This is a genomic window from Pelagerythrobacter sp. (assembly GCF_041912895.1).
Taxonomy (GTDB): Bacteria; Pseudomonadota; Alphaproteobacteria; order Sphingomonadales; family Sphingomonadaceae; genus Pelagerythrobacter.
Genome location: NZ_JAYSGI010000002.1, coordinates 566,968 through 582,227, shown reverse-complemented (window position 1 = coordinate 582,227; position 15,260 = coordinate 566,968). Strand labels below are relative to the sequence as shown.

The 15,260-nt window shown below is 68.6% G+C and carries 12 protein-coding genes; 4 read left to right on the top strand and 8 right to left on the bottom strand.

Annotated features, from left to right (window positions below; all coding sequences use genetic code 11):
• Window positions 1–23: 23 nt before the first annotated feature.
• Window positions 24–698: a YggS family pyridoxal phosphate-dependent enzyme gene (locus ACE3QC_RS09880; RefSeq protein ID WP_374407728.1), complete on the bottom strand. Its 675-nt coding sequence runs from the start codon at window positions 696–698 to the stop codon at window positions 24–26.
• A 22-nt stretch (window positions 699–720) separates the two neighbouring features.
• On the opposite strand from ACE3QC_RS09880, the gene ACE3QC_RS09875 reads away from it, so the two are divergent.
• Window positions 721–1,257: a thiamine phosphate synthase gene (locus ACE3QC_RS09875; protein WP_374407726.1), complete on the top strand. Its 537-nt coding sequence runs from the start codon at window positions 721–723 to the stop codon at window positions 1,255–1,257.
• A gap of 305 nt (window positions 1,258–1,562) precedes the next feature.
• Window positions 1,563–3,905 carry a DNA translocase FtsK 4TM domain-containing protein gene (locus ACE3QC_RS09870; RefSeq protein WP_374407724.1) on the top strand — a complete coding sequence of 781 codons (2,343 nt, stop codon included), beginning with the start codon at window positions 1,563–1,565 and terminating at the stop codon, window positions 3,903–3,905.
• Between the two features lie 8 nt (window positions 3,906–3,913).
• Here ACE3QC_RS09870 and ACE3QC_RS09865 read toward each other — a convergent pair whose 3' ends face one another.
• The 7 genes from ACE3QC_RS09865 to ACE3QC_RS09835 form a co-directional block, all read right to left on the bottom strand.
• Window positions 3,914–4,423, bottom strand: a complete 510-nt coding sequence (locus ACE3QC_RS09865) for a GDYXXLXY domain-containing protein (RefSeq protein WP_374407722.1) — start codon at window positions 4,421–4,423, stop codon at window positions 3,914–3,916.
• Window positions 4,420–5,574: a DUF2157 domain-containing protein gene (locus ACE3QC_RS09860; RefSeq protein ID WP_374407720.1), complete on the bottom strand. Its 1,155-nt coding sequence runs from the start codon at window positions 5,572–5,574 to the stop codon at window positions 4,420–4,422. The genes ACE3QC_RS09865 and ACE3QC_RS09860 overlap by 4 nt, the downstream gene beginning before the upstream one ends.
• A gap of 21 nt (window positions 5,575–5,595) precedes the next feature.
• Entirely contained in the window at window positions 5,596–8,247 is a 2,652-nt protein-coding gene (gene ligD, locus ACE3QC_RS09855; RefSeq protein ID WP_374407718.1) for a DNA ligase D, read from the bottom strand.
• A complete protein-coding gene (locus tag ACE3QC_RS09850; protein WP_374407716.1) occupies window positions 8,244–8,717 on the bottom strand; it encodes an MgtC/SapB family protein in 474 nt (157 codons plus the stop codon). Before ACE3QC_RS09850 ends, ligD begins: the two co-directional genes overlap by 4 nt.
• Complete coding sequence (locus ACE3QC_RS09845) at window positions 8,717–9,571, bottom strand: Ku protein (protein WP_374407714.1); 855 nt, start codon at window positions 9,569–9,571, stop codon at window positions 8,717–8,719. Before ACE3QC_RS09845 ends, ACE3QC_RS09850 begins: the two co-directional genes overlap by 1 nt.
• A 123-nt stretch (window positions 9,572–9,694) precedes the next feature.
• The gene (locus ACE3QC_RS09840) at window positions 9,695–10,738 is read right to left on the bottom strand and encodes a substrate-binding domain-containing protein (RefSeq protein ID WP_374407712.1); all 1,044 of its coding nucleotides are present in this window, start codon (window positions 10,736–10,738) and stop codon (window positions 9,695–9,697) included.
• A 77-nt stretch (window positions 10,739–10,815) separates the two neighbouring features.
• Window positions 10,816–12,171: an OprO/OprP family phosphate-selective porin gene (locus ACE3QC_RS09835; RefSeq protein ID WP_374407710.1), complete on the bottom strand. Its 1,356-nt coding sequence runs from the start codon at window positions 12,169–12,171 to the stop codon at window positions 10,816–10,818.
• Window positions 12,172–12,354: 183 nt separating this feature from the next.
• Between ACE3QC_RS09835 and ald the strand changes: the two genes are divergently transcribed.
• The gene (ald, locus tag ACE3QC_RS09830; protein WP_374407708.1) at window positions 12,355–13,470 is read left to right on the top strand and encodes an alanine dehydrogenase; all 1,116 of its coding nucleotides are present in this window, start codon (window positions 12,355–12,357) and stop codon (window positions 13,468–13,470) included.
• Between the two features lie 54 nt (window positions 13,471–13,524).
• On the top strand, window positions 13,525–15,234 hold the full coding sequence (locus ACE3QC_RS09825; protein WP_374407706.1) for a diguanylate cyclase domain-containing protein: 1,710 nt from the start codon (window positions 13,525–13,527) through the stop codon (window positions 15,232–15,234).
• Window positions 15,235–15,260: the final 26 nt, after the last annotated feature.

The following is a 15,260-nucleotide window of genomic DNA, read 5'->3' as shown; positions in this document are numbered from 1 at the left end:
GCTTTCGGGCGCCCCTTTTTGTTTCAATCCCGCTTCCCGAACAGCGCCGTGCCGACGCGTACATGGGTCGCGCCGAGCATGATCGCCGTTTCGTAGTCGCCGCTCATCCCCATGCTCAGGCCCCAGGATCCGTCATCTGGCCCGTTGTCGCGCGCCAGCTTGTCGAGCAGCGCGAAGAACGGCGCGGGTTCGATCTCGAGCGGCGGGATACACATCAGGCCAGCGACCGGAATGTCGGCCTTGCGCGCGGCGGAGAGCAGCGCGGGCAGTTCGCCCACCGGGCAGCCGCCCTTCTGCGGCTCCTCCCCCACGTCGACCTGCACGAAGCACGGCACGCGCCTGTCCGCCTTGTCCATCGCCTTGCCCAGCGCCGACACGAGGCTCGGCCGGTCGAGCGAATGGATGCAGTCGAACAGCGCGACCGCGTCCGCCGCCTTGTTCGATTGCAGCCGGCCGACGAGGTGGAGCTGCACCGCCGGATGCTCCTCGCGCAGCGGCGGCCATTTCTCCTGCGCCTCCTGCACCCGGTTCTCGCCGAACACGCGGTGGCCCGCCGCCAGCAGCGGTTCGATCGCCGCGGCGGGATGCATCTTGCTGATCGCGATCAGCGTGAGCTCGCCGGGATTGCGCCGCGCCACCTTGCACGCTTTCGCGATCATCATCTGGACGTGTTCGAGCGGAGTGTCTGGGTTTTCCATCGCGGCGCGCTATAGCGCCCCGATGCCGCGAAGTCAGTCTCTCCCGCAACTGTGGCTGCTGTCCGATGCGCGCAACGACGCCGCGCTCGATCGCGTCTTGCGCGCACTGCCGCGCGGATCGGCCTTCGTCTTTCGCCACTACCATCTCGACCCCAAGGCGCGCCGCGCGCGGTTCGAGGATCTGGCGGCTGTCGCGCGCGACTGCGGACACCGCGTGGTGCTGTCGGGCAGCGCGGGCGAGGCACGCGTGTGGGGCGCGGACGGGCTCTACGGCCCGGCGCGGCGGATCGGGCCGGGCGGCGCGGGGCGCTGGCGGATCGCCACCGCACACGACGCGCGCGAGATCGACGCGGCGAACGCGATCGGTGCCGATGCGGTGGCGCTCTCGCCGGTCTTCCCCACCCGTTCGCACCCCGATGCGCCGACGCTCGGCGCGATGCGATTTCGCGCGCTCGCCTCCCGCGCGCTAATGCCAGTAATCGCGCTCGGCGGCATGACCGCGGAGCGGGCGGCGGAACTGGACTGGCCGCGCTGGGCCGCAATCGACGGGCTTTCGTAAAGTTTCGCGCCAAGGCGCCAAGGCGCGAAGGGGCTCACACGAAGACACGAAGATGTTTCGCGTCACGAAGTGACGCACCAGGAATTGCGACGCTGGAAACCTGAACGCGGCTGCGCCGCAAGCAGGACATCTTCGTGTCTTCGGGTGAACAAATTACCGGCGCACCGTCACGAATGGTGCCCTTCGCGCCTTGGCACTTTGGCACGAAAAAACCTGTCGCCTCGACTCGCCCCGCCGCAGGATTCTTGACGCGGGAGTCCCGCCGGGCGCATGGTGGCGCGATACGGAACGGCAGGGGAACAACAATGGCCACCCGCGCGGCGGGAAAATCGCCGACGACAGACTGGCGCGCCGCCCTGCGGCGCAGCCTGCGACGTGCCGTGCAGATGGCGGGCGCGGGCGTGCTGATCGCTGCGATGGTGTTCCTCGGCCTGTCGCTGGCGAGCTACACCCAGACCGACCCGAGCCTCTCCACCGCCGCGGCGGGCAGCGACATCGGCAACTGGATGGGCGCGACCGGCGCGTGGACGGCGGAGCGCGTGCTGTTCGTGTTCGGCCTCACCGCGGTGCTGCTGCTGCCGCTGCTCTACGTCGGCGCGCGCAAGCTGTGGCGCGACGTGGAGGAGGAGGATCGCGACACCGACACCCACTGGCTGCGGCCGGTCGGCCTGCTGCTGCTGGCGATGGTGCTCCTCTCGACCGTGCTCGCGCTGGCGTTCGACGGGCCGGGGTGGAGCGTTCCGGCCTCGCTCGGCGGGATCGTCGGCCTGCTCGGTGCCGGTGCGATCGAGGCGGTGGCGGGGCGTCTGCCCGAAGGTATCTCGGGCTGGGCGATCCTCGGCCTCGCGCTCGCGTGCCTCGCTGCCGGGGTCGCGCTCGTCACCCGCGTGTTCGCGATCGACTGGCGCATGCTGCTGACGTTGCCCGCGTTCCTGAAACGCGCGCCTTCGCTGCCGCAGCGCGATATCCCCTTCCTGCCCAAGCAGCGGCGGCAGGCGAGCAAGCCGCGCGCCGAGGATGACGGGGACACGGACGAGACGCCTTCGCCCGCGCGTCGCAGCCCCGAAATCGCCGAGCGCTCCGCCCCGCCCAAGCGCGCCGAACCCGCCACGGCCAAGCAGCGCGACATGTTCGCCGCCTACGAGCTGCCGAGCCTCGATATCCTCGCCGAGCCGGCCGTCGACAAGGGGCCGAAGCTCGACAAGCTAGCGCTCGAGCGCAACGCGCGCCTGCTCGAAACCGTGCTCGACGATTTCAACGTCAAGGGCGAGATCACCGCCGTGCGCACCGGCCCGGTGGTGACGATGTACGAGCTGGAGCCAGCGCCGGGCATCAAGGCGAGCCGCGTGGTCGGCCTGGCCGAGGATATCGCCCGCAACATGAGCGCGATCAGCGCCCGCGTCTCGCCCATTCCGGGCAAGACGGTGATGGGCATCGAACTGCCCAACGCGCACCGCCAGACGGTGGCGTTCAAGGAACTCGCCGCATGCGAGGCCTTCGCGGGCGCGAAGGGCAACCTGCCGATGATCCTGGGCAAGGATATCGCGGGCGAACCGATCGTCGCCGATCTCGCCGCGATGCCGCACCTGCTGGTCGCGGGCACCACCGGATCGGGCAAGTCGGTGGGCCTCAACTGCATCCTGCTGAGCCTGCTCTACCGCTTCACGCCCGAGGAATGCCGCCTGATCCTGATCGATCCCAAGGTGCTGGAACTCAAGAGCTACGACGATATCCCCCACCTGCTCAGCCCCGTGGTGACCGAGCCGCACAAGTCGGTCCGTGCGCTGAAATGGGCGGTCGAGGAGATGGAGCGGCGCTACCGGATGATGAGCTCCATCAATTCGCGCAACATCAACTCGTTCAACGAGCGCGTGAAGGCCGCCATCGCCAAGGGCAAGCCGCTGGGCCGCCGGGTGCAGACCGGGTTCGATCCCGAGACGGGCGAGGAGCTGTTCGAGGAGGAACAGCTCGACTACGCCCCGCTGCCGCAGATCGTGCTGATCGTCGACGAGCTCGCCGACCTCATGGTCACCGTCGGCAAGGAGATCGAGGTGCTGATCCAGCGCCTCAGCCAGAAGAGCCGCGCCGCCGGTATCCACCTGATCATGGCGACGCAGCGCCCCTCGGTCGACGTCATCACCGGCGTCATCAAGGCGAACCTGCCCACCCGCATCAGCTTCCACGTCACCAGCCGCATCGACAGCCGCACGATCCTGGGCGAACAGGGCGCCGAGCAGCTGCTGGGCAAGGGCGACATGCTCTACAAGCCGAGCAGCGGCGCGATGGTGCGCGTCCACGGCCCGTTCGTGAGCGACGAGGAAGTCGAGGCGGTGGCCGATCACTGGCGCGGGCAGGGCAAGCCCGAATACATCGACGCCGTGACCGAGGAGCCCGAGGACGGCGGCTTCAGCTTCGACGACGAACTGACCGCGAGCGACAATCCGGAAGAGCGCAAGTACCGCCAGGCCTGCCAGATCGTGTTCGAGAACCAGAAGGCGAGCGGCTCGTGGCTCCAGCGCCAGATGGGCGTGGGCTACAACACCGCCGCCAAGTGGATCGAGAAGATGGAGGAAGAGGGTCTCGTCGGCCCCGCCAACCACGTCGGCCGCCGCGACATCTATCGCGACCGGGACGGCAACCCGCTCTAGACCCGGCCCTAGCGGCGCGGGCGGAATTCGATATCGAGCGGAGTGATGTGCCCGTCGCCGCGCACGCGGATGCGGACCACGCCCTGCAGCGCGGGGTCGGCGAGGCGCCGCTGGAGTTCAGCGGCGCGGGCCTGCGAGACATAGAGCCTGCCCCGGTCGAGCCCGCCTTCGGGATCGTTCCACCCGCTGCGTGCACGCACGAAGGTGTCGCAGTCCCTGCCCGCGGGCCGGTGGACGCGCTCGATGCGCGGAGCTTGCCCCTCGATGCACAGCACCGGTTCGAGCGCGAGGTTGGTCCGGCGCCCCTCCAGCCCCGGCCACTCGTAGCGGTAGATCACGTAGTGGCCGCGCAGCAGGTCGCGCGGGTCGTAGCCGGCGATCGGCACATGCCACTCGGTACCGCGCTGCGCCGCCGCGTGCGAACTCGCCCAGCTCAGCCCCAGCCCCGCGATCGGCAGCGCGAGAGCGAGGGCGAGCACAGTGCGCGGGTCAAGGCGCGAGGCTAGACGGCGGATCATTCCGCACTCTCCCGCGGCGGGGCGAGGCGGCGCGAGACATGCACCGCGCCCCACGCGACGCCGAGGATCAGCAGCCCCGCGACGATCAGCCCGAAGCCGCTGGTGAGCAGGTTGCTCGCAAGCTCGAAGCTGAGGATCACCAGCCGCAATGCGACCATGCCGACTGCGAGCTGGAACACGTCGCGCCAGCCGCCGTGGAACGCCGCCAGCCCGATCGCGACCCACAGCGCCATGAACAGCAGCGCGGCGCCGAGCGCGTTGCCATCGACGGCATGCGCCATAACCAGCGCGAGCGCGGCGGCGGCGAGGGTGGCGGCGGTGGCGGTTTCGGACGGGCCGCGCCGCGCGGCGAAGGTGAGCCCGGCGGCGAACAGGCCGACGCCCGCCTGCGCCCCTTGCGTGCCGAGTGCGAGGAAGCGCCCGTCGCCGTCACTTGCGAAATCGCCGAACCCGCTCGCCACCACCATCAGCGAGGCACATACGAGCACATAGAGGAACCCGAGCTGCTCCAACCGGCGCCAGAAGGCGGGCCGCGCGCTCCTTTCCAGCCGCCACGAGCCGAGCGGCACGAGCAGGACGGGCAGCGCACTCGCCAGCCCCATCAGGAAGCGCGAACGCTGCTCGGCCTCGAACCCGAACAACGGGCGGGTCGGGTTGGCGAAGTCCCAGCAGGCGAAGATCAGCACGCCGGTCAGCAGCAGCGCGGTGATCCAGCTGTTGCCGCGCAGCAGCAGCAGCGGCCCCATCAGCGCCAGCCACAGCGCCATCGGCTGCCACAATGGCGCGCTCGTCTGGTACACCTGCCCGAGATGGCCGAGGAAGCCGAGGCCGAGTATCGCGAGTACGAACAGCAGCGCCTCGTGGAGCCACGGGCTGCGCGCCATCAGCGTGTCGCCGCGCAGCCACAGCGCCGCCGCGAGCGCCGCCATCAGCGCGAAATGCACCGCGAGGCGGGCGAGGCCGGGAATATCCTCCCAGTTCGCGGCGACGACCGAGATCACCCCGAGGCCGACCGCGAGCGCGCCGATCCCGATCACCGCCCACAGCGCGAGCGGCCGGGCGTTGGCGTCTTCCCACGACCGGATCGCCGCGGCCGTCGGCGCGTCGATCAGTCCGGCGCTCTGCCAGGCGGCGAGTTTGCGGTCGATCACGGAGGGGAATCTATGCCGTGGTCAGAGGTCGGGCAAGCGCTGTTCGGCGAAACCCCATCCGGCGAGCGCCTTGCCCTCGGCGCGCGTGAGGAGCTTCTTGGCATCCGAGATCGAGAACGGGTGCGCGTCGGCGAAGCCTTTCAGCTCGGCCCAGGCGATCGGCACCGCGACCGGCGCGCCTTCGCGGGCACGCGCCGAATAGGGCACCACGGCGGTGCTGCCGCGCTGGTTGCGGAGCCAGTCGACGAAGATCTTCCCCTTGCGCTTGGCCTTGCTCATCGTCGCGACGAAGCGATCGGGTTCGGCCATGCTCAGCGCCTCGGCGAAGCGCTTGGCAAAATCCTTGTGCGCGTCCCATGAGTGCCCCGGCGCCAGCGGCACGACGACATGGACGCCCTTGCCGCCCGACAGCATCGCGAAGCTGGCGAGGCCGAGATCGGCGAGCTTGCGGCGGATGTCGCTCGCCGCTCGCTTCACGTCGCCGAAGTCGAGGCCTTCGTCGGGGTCGAGATCGAAGATCATGCGGTCGGGCTTTTCCACGTCGCCGCTGCGAGCGGCCCAGCCGTGGAACTCGATCGTGCCCATCTGGACGCAGGCGAGCAGGCCCGCGGCATCCTCGACATAGAGGTAGTCCTCGGTCCCGCCGCCCTTCTCCGTGATCGGCACGTGGTGGACGTGCGGCCCGAACGAGCCGCTGTCGTGCTTCTGGAAGAAGCATTTCTTCGCCCGGCCCTGCGGACAGCGCACAAGGCTGATCGGGCGCTGCGCGGCGAAGGGGAGCATCAGCGGCGCGACGGCTGCGTAATAATCGGCCAGTTCCCCCTTGGTCTGGCCGCTTTCGGGGAAGATGACCCGATCGCGGCTGGAGATCGCCACGTCGTCGCCATCGCTCTCGGGCGCGGCTGCGGGCTTTTCGGGGGTCACGGCGCTCGCCTCCTTGTCGCCGCGCAGGCCGAGGAAGCTGGCGTGGCGCACGTTGCCGTCCGCCGTGAACTCGGCGAAGGCGATCTCGGCGACCAGCTTGGGCGTGAGCCAAGTGACGCCGCGCGACGAAGCCTTGTCGACCTCGGCGGGCGGCGTCTTGCGCTCGAGCTTCGCCATCCTCTCGGAGAGATCGGCCATCGTGTCGTGATTGAACCCGGTGCCGACATTGCCCTTGTAGGCGAGCGCGCCATCCTCGTGCTGCGCCAGCAGGAGCGAGGCGAACGGGCGGCCCTTCGCTTTCGAAGCCTTCCACCCGATCACCACGAACTCCTGCCGCCGGGTGCACTTGACCTTCACCCAGCTCTTCGTGCGGCTGCCGTGATAGGGCGCGTCGATCGCCTTGGCGATGATCCCTTCCTGCCCCGCATCGCACATCGCGCGGTAGAGCTTCTCGCCCGCGCCGATCACGTGGTCGGCGACATGGATCGGCGGCTCGGCATCGGCCAGCAAAGCCTCGAGCCGTTCCTTGCGCTCGATATTGGGCAGCCTGGCGAGGCTCTTCCCATCCACTTCGAGCAGGTCGAAGGCGTGGAAAGCGAAGGCATCGTCCTCGCCCTGCGCGCCGTGGCCGCGCTTCAGCACCTGTTGCAGGCTGGAGAAATCGGGATTGCCCTTGGCATCGTAAGCGACGATTTCGCCGTCGATCAGGCACGGCGGCAGGTCGAGCGCGGCCACGGCGCGGGCGAGCGGGGCGAACTTATCCGACCAGTCCTTGCCGCTGCGGGTGTAGACGCGCACCTCGGCCCCCGCGGCGGCGACGAGCGCGCGATAGCCGTCGAACTTGATCTCGTGCATCCAGCGGTTGCCGGTGGGCACGGCGTCGACCAGCGTGGCGAGCTGCAGCTTGCGGAATTTGGGTGGCTTTGATCCTCCCCGCTTCGGGGAGGGGGACCGCGCCGCGGAGCGGCGGGGTGGAGGGGCGCCGGCCTTGCTCCGGCCAGCCGAAGTCTCGATCCCTGCACGTGCCCCTCCACCAGCTTCGCTGGTCCCCCTCCCCGTACCGGGGAGGCTGGCGTTGTGCACGCCCGCCTTCGCCATCTCCTTCGCGAAGGCCGTACCCTTCTTGCCTTCGAGTGAATGTTCGCCGCGCTTGTCGGCCGCGATCTCGGCCATCGCACGGCCGGTCAGCACGCTGGTCAGTTCGCGTTCGACCAGCGCGTCGCCTTCCTCGGCGTGGTCGTCGCCGACCTTGCGCAGCAGCCAGTTCTCGCGCTTTTCGCCCTTGCGCGGCTTCATCCGCACCAGCAGCCATTCGCCCTTCATCCGCTCGCCATCGAGCGTAAAGTGCAGATGTCCCTTTTCGATATCCTTCCAGCTCTTGCCTTCGACCGGCGCCCACGTTCCGCGATCCCACAGCATCACCGTGCCGCCGCCGTATTCCTTTGCGGGGATCGTGCCCTCGAACTCGGCGTAGGACATGGGGTGATCCTCGGTCCGCACCGCGAGCCGCTTCACTTCGGGATCGGCCGAGGGGCCCTTCGTGACGGCCCACGACTTGAGCACGCCGTCGGCCTCCAGCCGCAAGTCCCAGTGCAGCCGGCTCGCATCGTGCTTCTGGACGATGAACAAGTCGCCCCGCCCCGTCCCGGATTTCGGGCGGCGCTTGCCCGCAGGCGAGCCGGATGGTTCGGGGGTCGTCTTGAAATCGCGCTTGCGATTGTATTCGGCGAGTGGATCCTCCGCTGTCATTCGACCTTGCCTTCGGTATCGGGGAAATAGCGCTTCTCGACGAACCACAACACGGTGAGGAGGACCAGCGAAACGCCCATGGCGATCGCCACCAGCGGCCATTGGCCCGCGCCGCAGGCGATCCCGACCACCGCGACCAGCCACAGGTGCGCCGCGGTCGTCAGGTTCTTTACCTCGCCCTTCGAGAACACGATCAGGCCCGCGCCGATGATGCCGATGAACGCGCCGGTCGCCTCGAACACGCGCAGCGGGTCCATCCGCTCACCTTCCAGCTGGTTGTAAAGCGCGATGATCGAAACGGTCATCGAAGCGGCGGAGAAGCAGATCAGCCCGTGCGTGCGGAGGCCCGCGGCATGACCGCGCACCTCGCGGTCGAGGCCGAGGACGAGCCCCAGCAGCGCCGCCACGGCGAGGCGCGAGAACAGGTCCCAATCGATGAAGTGGATCAGGACCGGCGCGTTGAGGTCCATCAGGCGCGCTTCTTCGCCTTGGCGGCCGTGGATTTCTTCGCGGGGGCCTTCTTCCTCGCCGGCTTTTCGTCCTTCACCGATTTCTTCAGCGCGGCCATCAGGTCGATCACGTTCGACTTGCCCGAAGGCGCGGGCTCGTCGACATCCTCCAGCACCTTCTTGCCCTTCGCCTTGGCCTTCTTCTCGACCAGCTTCTTGAGCGCATCGACGTAGCGGTCCCCGAACTCGCCGGCATCGAACGGCGCGCTCTTCTTGTCGATCAGGCTGCCGGCGAGGTCGAGCATCTCCTTGTCCGGTTTCACCTCGGGGATGTCCTTGAAATAGGTCTTCGCCTTGCGGACCTCGTCCTCGTAGCGCAGCGTTTCGAGCACGATCCCCTTGCCGCACGGCTTCAGGCTGACGAGCATCTCGCGCCCGCGCACCGAAAGCTGGCCGAGCGCGACTTTCTTCTTCTGCCGCAGCGCCTCGCGCAGCACGACGAAGGCTTCCTCCGCCAGTTCGTCCTGCGGCACGACGTAGTAAGGCTTCTCGAAATAGAACACGTCGATCTCGTGCGCATCGACGAACTGGACCAGTTCGAGCGTCTTGCGGCTCTCGATCTTCACCGCTTCGATCTCGTCGTCTTCCAGCAGCACGTAGTTGCCCTTCGACACCTCGTAGCCCTTGACGATCTCGTCGCGATCGACCGGGCCGATGCCCTGCACGACCTTCTCGTAGTTGATCGGCCTGCCGCTCGGCTCGTGGATCTGGCGGAAGGAGATCGACGCGCCGCTCTTGGTCGCGGCGTAGATCTCGACCGGAATCGAGACCAGCGCCAGCCTGATCTGCCCCTGCCAATAGGCCCGTGCCGCCATCGTTCGCATCCTCTTTCGCGCCGAGTCAGCGCTTGGCGCGGGGATTCGTTTCCGCCGATGCGAAAAGGACGCCGGCCTCGTGTCGAGGCGGCGCCCTTGCCGGTGTTCGCGAAACGCGAAGGTTCAGTTCAGCTCGTCGGCCGTCAAGGCGGTGTACTGGGTCGCCTTCGCGGTGTTTGCCGCCAGCGCGTCGTCGGGCGAGGGGACGAGGCCGATCGCCGCGAGCGGTCCGTCGCGGCCCCAGCTCTGCGTCCACTGGGTCAGGAATTCCTTGAGGCCCGGGATCGCCTCGAGGTGGGCCTTCTTGACGTAGATGTAGAGCGGGCGGGCGCCCGGATACTGGAAGCTGGAGATGTTCTCGTAAGTCGGCTCGACCCCGTTCATCGGCAGGCCCTGCACCTTGCCCATGTTCTCCTCCAGGTAGGAATAGCCGAAGATGCCGACCGCGCGCGGATTGTTGCCGATCTTCTGCACGATCAGGTTGTCCTGCTCGCCCTGGTCGACATAGGCGCCGTCCGAACGGACTTCGGTGCAGAGCTGCGCGTGGCGGTCCTCGTCGGTTTCCTTCAGCGCTTCCATTTCGGGATTGCTGTCGCAACCGATTTCCAGAACCAGCTCCTTCAGCGCGTCGCGCGTGCCCGAGGTGGAGGGCGGGCCGTAGACGAGGATCGGCTCGTCGGGCAGCGAGGGGTCGACGTCGGCCCAGGTGCGGTTGGTCTGCTCCTCGCCATAGGGCCGCGCGGCGATCGCTTCGTAGACGATCTGCGGCGTCAGGTTCATCATGATTCCGCCCTGCGCCGAAGCGAAGGCGATGCCGTCGAGCCCGACCTGGATCTCGATCACGTCTTCCACGCCGTTCGCCTGGCAGGTGGCGAACTCGCTGGCCTTCATACGGCGGGAGGCGTTGACGATGTCGGGCGTGTTCGGGCCGACGCCGCCGCAGAACAGCGCGACCCCGCCGCCGGTCCCGGTCGATTCGATCAGCGGCGACTTGAAGTCGGGGTGCGAGCGGGCGAAGTTTTCCGCGACCACCTTGGCGAACGGATAGACGGTGGACGAGCCGACCGCGCGGATCGAATCGCGCGTGCCGCCCGCCCCCGGTGCATCGCATGCGGAAAGCGAGAGCGCCGCGGCGGCGGCGAGGCAGATGGATGTGGTGAAACGCATTGTCTTACCCCTCGAGGTTGGATGGCTGCGGCCGATATTGCCTGTCTGTGACAAGCGCATGACATCGCCCGGCATGGTCAGAAATCGATCTGCGCGCGCACGCCGAACGCGTCGACGCCGTAGGACGTGTCGCCCCCCGCGGCCGGGACGGCGGCGTCGCGGTATTGCATGCGGGCATAGTTCGCGACGATGCGCGTGTAATCGGTCGGCGTCCACACCAGCGAGACGGCATAGCCGTCCTGCTTGCCGCCGATCACCCCGGCATCGACGAGGTCGAGATAGTCATAGCGCAGGTTGACCTGCACCGCGCCAAAGCCGCCCTCGCCAACCGGCTCGGCGGGCTTCACCCGGTCGAACACCCCCGCCTTGTAGCCGCGCGTGTCGCCGCGAGTCAGGAACATGCCCAGCTCGGCATAACCGCCGAAGAACGTCGGATCGGCGAGCGCGCCGGAACGGTCGGCGGTCTGCCAGAAGCCTTCCGCCACGACGTGAAACGGACCGGCGATCGCCGCCGCCTCGAGCCCCGCGCCGAACTCGCTGGCGGCGGCGAAATCGCCGGTGTCGATGAAGCGATCGTCGGTGAAGTGGACGAACGGGCGCTGGCGATAGCGCACTTCGTGGCCCGCTTCGTAGTCGGCATAGTGGAGCGAACCGCCGAGATGGAGCTGCGTGTCGCCGAGCTTGGGCATGAACACCGCGCGCCCGTCGGCGCTCCAGTTCCGGTTCGAAAGATCGCCGAGATTGTCGCTGAACAGCCCGCCCTGCACCAGCAAGCTCGTCGCCGCGTATTGCGCCGAGAGGCCGACCCGCCGCTCGAACCCGAAGGCGTCGGTGAAGGCGGCGCGCTCCATCGTCGAGATGAAACGGCTGCTGGTCAGTTCCTCCAGCCCCTGGAAGGTGTTGTGCTGCCCGGCGGAGATCGTCAGCCCACCGCTGCCCCAGATGGCGATGGCGTCGACGACCTCGACTTCGTTGGCCGCGAAATCGACCTCGAACTTGTAGCCGAAGCCGCCCAGGACATCGCCTTCGACGCCGAGCCGCGCGCGGCGGACTTCGCTGCCGAAGCCGTCGGCGGCGCCGGTGCCGTTGGGCGCGTCGATCGCCCCGGCGTCGATCTGCAGCCGCCCGCGCGGCTTGAAGCTCCAGCCGCTCTCGCTCTCGATCACCGGCGCGCCGCTCCACGAGATCGTGGTCGCATCGCCTTCGGGTTCGGGTTCGGCCGCAGCTTGCGCAGGCGCGGCGTCGGCCTGCGCTTCGGCGGCGGCCAGTTCGGCTTCGAGCGTATCGATCCGCGCGGCCATGCGCGCCATCTCCGCGCGCATCGCGGCCAGCTCCTCCGCTATGGCGGACCCGGCGTCCTGCGCCATGGCGGGAACCGACCAAGCCGAAACGGCGGCGGTGGCGAGCACCGAGAGACGGCGAGTGCGGTTCATTTTCGTTACCTGTCGATGACCGGTTCGTGACCGATTGATTGCGCGGCTATGCCCGTTTTGTGACACTATGGTGACGAACACGCGAAGTCCTCCATCGCGGCGCGGCGCGCGTTGCCTGGTCGCAGACAGGTTGCCGCGCGATAGTTACAAATGTAACGGCGCTCGCAACGAGGAGACTCAGCCATGCGCATCGGTTGCCCAACGGAAATTAAGAATCACGAATACCGCGTCGGCCTGACGCCGGAAAGCGCCCGCGAACTGATCACCCACGGCCACGAGGTCTGGATCCAGAGCGGCGCGGGCAACGGCATCGGCGCGGGCGATAGCGAATATCGCCAGGCCGGGGCGATCATCAAGGACGGGCCGGACGATATCTTCGCCGAATGCGAGATGGTGGTGAAGGTCAAGGAACCCCAGGCCGAAGAGCGCGCCAAGCTGCGCCCCGGCCAGGTACTCTATACCTACCTCCACCTCGCGCCCGACGCGCCGCAGACTGCCGATTTGGTCAAGAGCGGCGTCACCGCGATCGCTTACGAGACGGTGACCGGCCCCGGCGGCTCGCTGCCGTTGCTCAAGCCGATGAGCCAGGTGGCCGGGCGGATGAGCGTGCAGGCGGGCGCCACCGCGCTGGAAAAGGCGCACGGCGGACGCGGCGTGCTGCTGGGCGGCGTGCCGGGCGTGCTGCCGGGCAAGGTGCTGGTGATCGGCGGCGGCGTGGTCGGCTTCAACGCCGCGCAGATGGCGGTCGGCCTCGGCGCCGACACCACCATCCTCGACCGCGATCCGGCGGTGCTCGAGAAGGTCGGCATCCATTTCGAAAGCCGCGCCAAGACGCGCTTTTCCAACAAGGCGAACCTCGAGGAAGCGGTGTGCGAAGCCGATCTGGTGATCGGCGCGGTGCTGATCCCCGGCGCGGCGGCGCCCAAGCTGGTCAGCCGCGACATGCTCAAGTGCATGCAGCCCGGCGCAGTGCTGGTCGACGTCGCGATCGACCAGGGCGGTTGCTTCGAGACGAGCCACGCCACCACTCACGCCGAACCGACGTACGTGGTCGACGAGGTGGTGCACTATTGCGTCGCCAACATGCCCGGCGCGGTGGCGCGCACGAGCACCTACGCGCTCAACAACGTCACCCTGCCGCACGCGCTGAAGATCGCCGAGCTGGGCTGGCAGGAAGCGATGCGCCGCGATCCGCATCTCGCCGAGGGGCTCAACGTCCACGACGGCAAGGTGACCTACCGCGCCGTCGCCGAGGAACTCGGCTACGCCTACACCCCCATCGCCGAGGTGCTCGGATAGCGGCGCGCGCGGCGGCTTAACCCGGAGATAACCTCGGGGCTCTACCGCCCCCCCATGGCGGGGGGTACTCCCATACGCGCGGTCGTGGCGGCGCTGCTGGCGTTTTTCGCAGCGCTCTGCGCCGGTGCGGCCTCCGCCGCCCCGCCCTGCACGACGCACGACCATCCCGCTGCCCCGCTGACCACGCTGCCCGCCGACACCGCCTGGACCTGCGGCGAGCCGGGCCCCGCGCGGCCCGGGCAGACGGTGACGCTCTGCTTCGATGTTGATCCGGCGCAGCCGGCGCCGCGCTACCTTGTCATGCGGCTGGGGCGGTTCGAGGCGGCGGCGATCGCGGTCGTCGACGGCGCGGGCAGGTACGCCACGGCGCGGGTGCCGATGGCCGCGGCGATCCCCACCAGCGACGGGCCGACGATCGCCCTGCCGCTGCCCGCCATCACCGGCGCGCCCGAGCACGTGCTCGTGCGCTTCGACGGTATGGCACACACCGCCAGTCTCGAGAGCCTGCACCTCGCCGCAGAGCGGCCCGACCGGGCGCCGGGCCATATTGCGCATCTGCTGATGATCGCGTTGCTGATCGGCATGCTGGCGATGCCGATCGTGTTCGACGGGCTGTTCTGGCGCGTGCTGCGCGACCGCTTCATCGCCTGGCACGCGGCGATGACCGCGTGCTTCATTCTGCTGATCGTGTTCCGCAGCGGGATTGCCAACGAAGTGGTCGCGCTCGACATCGCGCTTTGGCGTTACGCGATCATCGGTACGTTCGGCACCGCGATCGCCGCTTGCCTGATGTTCACACGCCATTTCATCGAGGCGGACAAGCGTGATCCGCGGCTCGACCGCGCGATGGCTTGGGCGGTGCCCTGGGTGCTGCTGGTGTCGGCGGTCCAGGCGGTCTGGCCCGAGGGGCTGCTGGCGGGCGGCCTGCCGCTGCACGCGCTCGCGCTGAGCCCGGTGCTCGCGCTGTGGCTGGTCGCGAACGGCAAGGCGCTGGCGCGCGGCAGCCGCGCGGCCGTGTTCCAGCTGGTCGGGTGGATTCCGCTGACCGCCGCGCTGGCGATCCAGCTCGTCAGCGAGCTGCTGCCGGGTGTCCCGGCCGTGGAGGCGCTCGAGCTGTTCTACCTCGGCATGCTGTGCGAGGCGATGATTACCGCACTGGGCGTGGCGGACCGGTTCCTGACGCTGCGCCGCGAACGCGACAGCGCGCGCAAGATGGCGCTCGAGCTGGGCTCGCTGGTCGAGCGCGACCCGCTGACCGACCTCATCAACCGCCGCGGGCTCGAACGGCGTTTCCCGCAGCTCCAGGCGCAAGGCTTCGCGACCTTCGCGCTGCTCGACCTCGACCGCTTCAAGGACATCAACGACACCTTCGGACACGGCGTGGGCGACGACGTGCTGCGGTCGGTCGCGGCAGCGCTTTCGGGAGAGGGCGGGCGCAACTCGATCGCAGTGAGGATGGGCGGCGAGGAATTCCTGATCCTGCTGCGCGGGGACGATCAGGCCGGCCGCGCCGAACGCATGCGCCGCGCCATCAGCCTGCGCGTGGCACGCGAGATCGCCGAGATCGACCGGCTCGTCACCGCCAGCATGGGGGTGATCGAGTCGCCACAGGGGCTTGCGGACACCTTGGGCTTCGACGAGCTTTACGCGCGCGCCGACAAGCTGCTCTACGAAGCCAAGGAGTCCGGGCGCAACCGGACGATGCACGAACGTTTGACGCTGTTTCCATCGCATGGTGCGAGAGGGCCGCGCGCGGTTGCGTGAAGCGCGGCGGCGCCCCTGCTTAAGCG